This is a genomic window from Pantoea phytobeneficialis (assembly GCF_009728735.1).
Classification (GTDB): Bacteria; Pseudomonadota; Gammaproteobacteria; order Enterobacterales; family Enterobacteriaceae; genus Pantoea; species Pantoea phytobeneficialis.
Window position 1 is genome coordinate 240665 of the sequence record NZ_CP024636.1, and the last position, 5444, is coordinate 246108.

At 49.0% G+C, this 5444-nt stretch carries 4 protein-coding genes, 4 tRNA genes, 1 rRNA gene and 1 pseudogene; 8 read left to right on the forward strand and 2 right to left on the reverse strand.

Features of this window, described 5'->3' with window-relative positions; all coding sequences use genetic code 11:
- Window positions 1-148: 148 nt before the first annotated feature.
- The 3 genes from rrf to birA all read left to right on the forward strand — a co-directional run bounded on the left by rrf (window position 149) and on the right by birA (window position 2411).
- A 5S ribosomal RNA gene (gene rrf, locus CTZ24_RS01060) occupies window positions 149-264 on the forward strand.
- A gap of 150 nt (window positions 265-414) precedes the next feature.
- Entirely contained in the window at window positions 415-1452 is a 1038-nt protein-coding gene (gene murB, locus CTZ24_RS01065) for a UDP-N-acetylmuramate dehydrogenase (RefSeq protein ID WP_208724564.1), read from the forward strand.
- On the forward strand, window positions 1449-2411 hold the full coding sequence (birA, locus tag CTZ24_RS01070) for a bifunctional biotin--[acetyl-CoA-carboxylase] ligase/biotin operon repressor BirA (protein WP_021186491.1): 963 nt from the start codon (window positions 1449-1451) through the stop codon (window positions 2409-2411). The genes murB and birA overlap by 4 nt, the downstream gene beginning before the upstream one ends.
- Before the next feature lie 82 nt (window positions 2412-2493).
- Here the strand turns inward: birA and coaA are convergent, their stop codons facing one another.
- Window positions 2494-3444, reverse strand: a complete 951-nt coding sequence (gene coaA, locus CTZ24_RS01075; protein ID WP_209012100.1) for a type I pantothenate kinase — start codon at window positions 3442-3444, stop codon at window positions 2494-2496.
- Between the two features lie 203 nt (window positions 3445-3647).
- A pseudogene (locus CTZ24_RS01080) lies at window positions 3648-4211 on the reverse strand (GNAT family N-acetyltransferase).
- A 321-nt stretch (window positions 4212-4532) separates the two neighbouring features.
- Here CTZ24_RS01080 and CTZ24_RS01085 point away from each other — a divergent pair.
- The 5 genes from CTZ24_RS01085 to CTZ24_RS01105 all read left to right on the forward strand — a co-directional run.
- Window positions 4533-4608 (forward strand) — tRNA-Thr (locus tag CTZ24_RS01085).
- 7 nt (window positions 4609-4615) lie between these two features.
- Window positions 4616-4700, forward strand: a tRNA-Tyr gene (locus CTZ24_RS01090).
- Window positions 4701-4890: 190 nt separating this feature from the next.
- Window positions 4891-4965 (forward strand) — tRNA-Gly (locus CTZ24_RS01095).
- A 5-nt stretch (window positions 4966-4970) separates the two neighbouring features.
- Window positions 4971-5046 (forward strand) — tRNA-Thr (locus CTZ24_RS01100).
- A 107-nt stretch (window positions 5047-5153) separates the two neighbouring features.
- Window positions 5154-5444, forward strand: a 291-nt coding sequence (locus CTZ24_RS01105) for a GTP-binding protein (protein WP_244634008.1), incomplete at its 3' end; no start/stop codon positions are given.

A 5444-nucleotide genomic window follows, 5' to 3' on the forward strand; every position in this document is an offset into this window, starting at 1 on the left:
GGTACTAATGACCCGGTACTAATGACCCGTGAGGCTTAACCTTACAACGCCAGAGGCGTTTTGAGTTGAGAGACGCGAGAATTTTCAGCATTGTTCGAACGGATTGATTCGTATGGCCTGCGAGGGCGGTACGGATAAACAGAATTTGCCTGGCGGCTGTAGCGCGGTGGTCCCACCTGACCCCATGCCGAACTCAGAAGTGAAACGCCGTAGCGCCGATGGTAGTGTGGGGTCTCCCCATGCGAGAGTAGGGAACTGCCAGGCATCAATTAAGTGAAGAAGCCCTGAACGAAAGTTCAGGGCTTTTTTACGTTTAAGAATCGTCTCTCAGATGATGAAAAACCACGAAAACATCCCACTCGTTACTAACTGATCAGGTAAACTACGGCCAGATTAATCAGTTAAGGCCGTGAAATGTCCAGCCCCAACACTTCTCTTAAAGCTTTCAATACACTTGGCCTCGAGGTCAGTGCGAAACATATCGTTATTGCTGATACCGCAGAAGCCATCATTGATGCATGGCAGGATTGTGTCCAGCAGACACAGCCATTTATGGTACTCGGAGGCGGTAGCAATGTGCTGTTTCTTGAAGACTTTCAGGGTACTGTCATTATTAATGCAATCAAAGGTATAGCCATAGAAGAACATACCGAAGCATGGCAGTTGCATATCGGGGCGGGAGAGAATTGGCATGAACTGGTTGAGCATACTTTAAAGAAAGGAATTACGGGTCTTGAGAACCTGGCGTTAATTCCAGGTATGGCGGGTTCAGCTCCTATCCAAAACATCGGTGCTTACGGGGTGGAATTCAAAGATATCTGCCATTATGTTGATGCTTTGCATCTGCCCACCCAGAAAATCGTGCGACTGGATCGTGAAGAGTGCGCATTCGGTTATCGTGACAGTATTTTCAAACATGCAATGAAAAACGATTACGTCATTGTAGCGGTTGGATTACGCCTGACAAAACAATGGCGGCTTGTACTGAGTTACGGCGACCTGGCACGACTGAATCCTGCAACGGCCAGCGCGTGGGATGTATTCAATGCGGTATGTCAGATGCGTCAGAGTAAGCTGCCTGATCCCAGCGTAACGGGTAATGTAGGGAGTTTCTTTAAAAATCCACTGATTACTGCCAACCAGGCTGCTACGTTATGTGCCCAGTGGCCGACGATGCCACTTTATCCGCAACCTGATGGCGAGGTAAAACTTGCCGCGGGTTGGTTGATCGATCAATGTCAGCTGAAAGGCTATCGGGTTGGTGGTGCTGCTGTGCATCGTCAGCAGGCGCTGGTGCTGATCAACGAAGATCGAGCGACACCTCAGGACATTGTTCAGTTGGCACGGGAAGTACGAAGCCATGTCGGTGAAAAATTTAATGTCTGGCTGGAGCCGGAAGTTCGTTTTATTGGTGCGCAGGGCGAACGCAATGCCGTTGAGGTGATCTCATGAAAGACCACAGTGTTCCGTTAAAACTGGTCGCTTTACTGGCAGATGGGGAATTCCATTCTGGTGAGCAACTGGGCGAAGTTCTGGGGATGAGCCGGGCAGCGATTAACAAGCATATACAAACGCTGAAGAGTTGGGGACTGGATGTTTATACGGTTACCGGGAAGGGTTACAGCCTGCCTGCTCCCATTCAGTTGCTGAACGAAGAAGAGATATTGTCGCGGCTGCATCAACCTAATCTGGCCGTTATTCCGGTGATTGACTCTACGAACCAGTATCTGCTGGAGCGCATGGATCAGCTGGTTTCAGGCGATGCCTGTATTGCAGAGTATCAACAGGCAGGACGAGGGCGTCGCGGCAGGCAGTGGTTTTCCCCTTTTGGCGCCAATTTGTATATGTCGATGTACTGGCGACTGGAGCAAGGGCCAGCTGCTGCGATGGGGCTTAGCCTTGTTATTGGCATTGTCATGGCCGAAGTTATTCAGTCCCTCGGTGCAAAAGATGTACGAGTTAAATGGCCGAATGACCTCTATCTGCATGATCGGAAATTGGCCGGTATTCTGGTTGAACTGACCGGAAAAACGGGCGATGCGGCGCAAATTGTCATTGGTGCAGGTATCAATCTTGCGATGCGATCAGAAGGCGCAACACAAATAAATCAAGGCTGGATTAACTTGCAAGAGGCTGGAGTGCAGATCGATCGCAACCAGTTGGCTGCTCAGTTGATTAACAGCCTACGGGAAGCTTTGCCATTATTTGAACGTGATGGACTGGCACCTTTTATTGAGCGTTGGGATGCATTGGATAACTTTATTAATCGGCCAGTCAAATTGCTAATTGGCGATCGCGAAGTGCATGGCATAGCGCGTGGTGTTGATAAGCAAGGTGGTTTATTGTTGGAACAGGATGGTGCTGTTAAGGCATGGGTTGGTGGTGAAATTTCATTACGACCCGATAATTAACCAGCGGCTATTTCGAATGCCAGGACAGCCTCGTCACTGATAATAAAGCCCTGAAAAATACAGGGCTTTATTGTTTTTGTATTTATTTTCTCAGTCGTACATGTTGTACGGCATGATCAGCTGACTTCGTCATGATAAGGCTGGCCCGCTCACGAGTCGGAAGAATGTTCTCTTTAAGATTCAACCAGTTAATCTCTTTCCACAGACTGCGAGCAATGCTGACGGCGTCTTCTTCAGGCAGTTGAGAATAATGATGGAAATATGAATCTGGATCGCTAAAGGCACCTTCACGAAATTTAAGAAACCGATTGATATACCAGCTTTCGAGCAGATCTTCAGGTGCATCAACATATATGGAGAAGTCGACAAAATCCGAGACAAATACATGATGCGGATCGTGAGGATAATCCATTCCGCTTTGCAGCACGTTTAAACCTTCAAGGATCAGAATATCAGGCTGTTTAACAACTTTATCGCCGTCGGGAATAACATCATAAATCAGATGTGAATAAACCGGGGCAGTTACCTGGCTGGCACCGGACTTTAGGTCGGAGACAAAATTGACCAGTCGATGCATATCGTAGGATTGCGGGAAGCCTTTCTTTTTCATCAACCCGCGTTGTTTCAGAACCGCATTTGGGTGGAGAAAGCCATCTGTGGTGATCAATTCTACTTTGCGATGTTCCGGCCAACGGCTGAGCAGTGCCTGCAACACGCGGGCGGTGGTACTTTTACCCACAGCGACACTGCCAGCAATGCTGATGATATAAGGGATTTTCTGCGCGTTGGTGCCAAGAAACTGTTCAAGCACAGCCTGGCGTCGCAGATTAGAACTGATGTAAAAATTTAACAGGCGCGATAACGGCAAATAAATCTCCGCGACCTCTTCCAGCGAGAGATCCTCGTTGATGCCGCGCAATCGTTCGATTTCACCCTCTGCCAGTGTCATCGGCACTGAGTCGCGCAAGGCAGCCCATTGCTGACGATCAAACTCCAGGTAGGGCGTAGTAAGTGGCGTCGTCTTTTTACTCATAAGCATGCATCTGACAGCAAATTCTGGCTCATCTACACCTTGCAGCATCAGGCATACAGCGATGTGTCGAACTCAGTTGCACGTCACAGGGGTAATTTAACGAGAACAATGGGCAGGAGGGTAACACCAGTGTGACTTTAAAAAGAAGTAAAATGATAAAAGCGAGCACGCTTTCGTAAGCGCGCCCACATTTTTCTTGTCACTCAGTAGGTTGACGAAGCATCTTCTGGTGCGCCTGGTCGCAAGCGTTTGTAATAGATGGCTCCCGGATGGGGATGCCCATCAGCGCGCTGCGAATAATCAGGCAACTCTCCAAGATAATGATATCCCTGAGTCCGATAAAAGGCTTCTGCTGGCGAGCCTGCCATGACATCGAGATAAAGCAACCCGCGATGACAGGCTTCCGCTTTTTGCTCCAGCACCTGCATGAGCTTAAAGCCAATCCTTTCACGACGTGCTTGCGAATGAACCAATAAATGGAGGATCTCAGCCCGGTTCTGGCCATCGGGACGCTGGCAGATACTGAGTTGCACACTGCCGACAAGCCCGGATTCATTCAATGCCACCTATAATAGCAACTCATGTCGCGCCAGGCGGTCGCGTAAACCGTGAAAGTAACGTTCTGCGGCCTGATGTTGTTCCTGTCTACTCGATTGCCGAAATGGCGACGTCATATTGTGTGAGATAGCGTCAATCATCAATGCGGCCAGAGCATGGCGATAACGAGGTAATGTGGTGGCATTGAGTAAAAAATATTCATGCGAAATCCTCCTTGTCTGGGCTGGTTTACCTAAATAAGCAAATTACGCGCCAGCCAAAAAACAGCTGACAAGGGGAGGATGTCATGCAATGTGCATTAGTTTGCACAGACAGATGGCAACGTGACTCAGAATTGTGCAGCTGTTTAGAGAAAAATCTATGTCGGAGTGGCAGGATTTCACGGGTAAAAAAGCAGCAATCCTGAACAAATTTGCCGCAATTTATGATTGATTTGCGAGGATTTGCACAAATAGTAATCGATAGCGCGATTTTGGCAATTTTTTTGTTGCATCCTGCATCCGCACTTCCTAGAATGCGCGTCACTTGATGCCGGCTTAGCTCAGTTGGTAGAGCAACTGACTTGTAATCAGTAGGTCACCAGTTCGATTCCGGTAGCCGGCACCATCAAGTAGGTGGGATTCCCGAGCGGCCAAAGGGAGCAGACTGTAAATCTGCCGTCACAGACTTCGAAGGTTCGAATCCTTCTCCCACCACCATCTCAACCTCCTGGTTGAGCGTCAGATGAGGTCGTCGTCTGATGGGTGAGTTCAATTCTCTCACCTTCGAATTCAGACTGAGCGTTGGCACAGTCAAAGTTAGCCGGAAATACTGGCTGACTCGAATAATAGAGGGTCTTCTTTTATTATTCATAAGCTACAGAAAGAACAGGTAGCCGAGTTCCAGGATGCGGGCATCGTATAATGGCTATTACCTCAGCCTTCCAAGCTGATGATGCGGGTTCGATTCCCGCTGCCCGCTCCAGATGTGCTGATATGGCTCAGTTGGTAGAGCGCACCCTTGGTAAGGGTGAGGTCCCCAGTTCGACTCTGGGTATCAGCACCACTTCCTTTATCTCTCTCCTGATTCTCTCTCTGTAAAACTAACAGTCAGGCATAGCCTGGTTGATGTGACGATATCTTTGATATATCCATGTCTTAGAGGGACAAGCGATGGCTAAAGAGCAATTTCAACGTAACAAACTGCACGTAAACGTGGGCACCATCGGTCACGTTGACCACGGTAAAACCACTCTGACTGCTGCAATCACCACCGTTCTGGCTAAAACCTACGGCGGCCAGGCTCGTGCATTCGACCAGATCGACAACGCGCCGGAAGAGAAAGCTCGTGGTATCACCATCAACACTTCTCACGTTGAGTACGAAACCCCGACTCGCCACTACGCGCACGTTGACTGCCCGGGCCACGCCGACTATGTGAAAAACATGATCACCGGTGCTGCT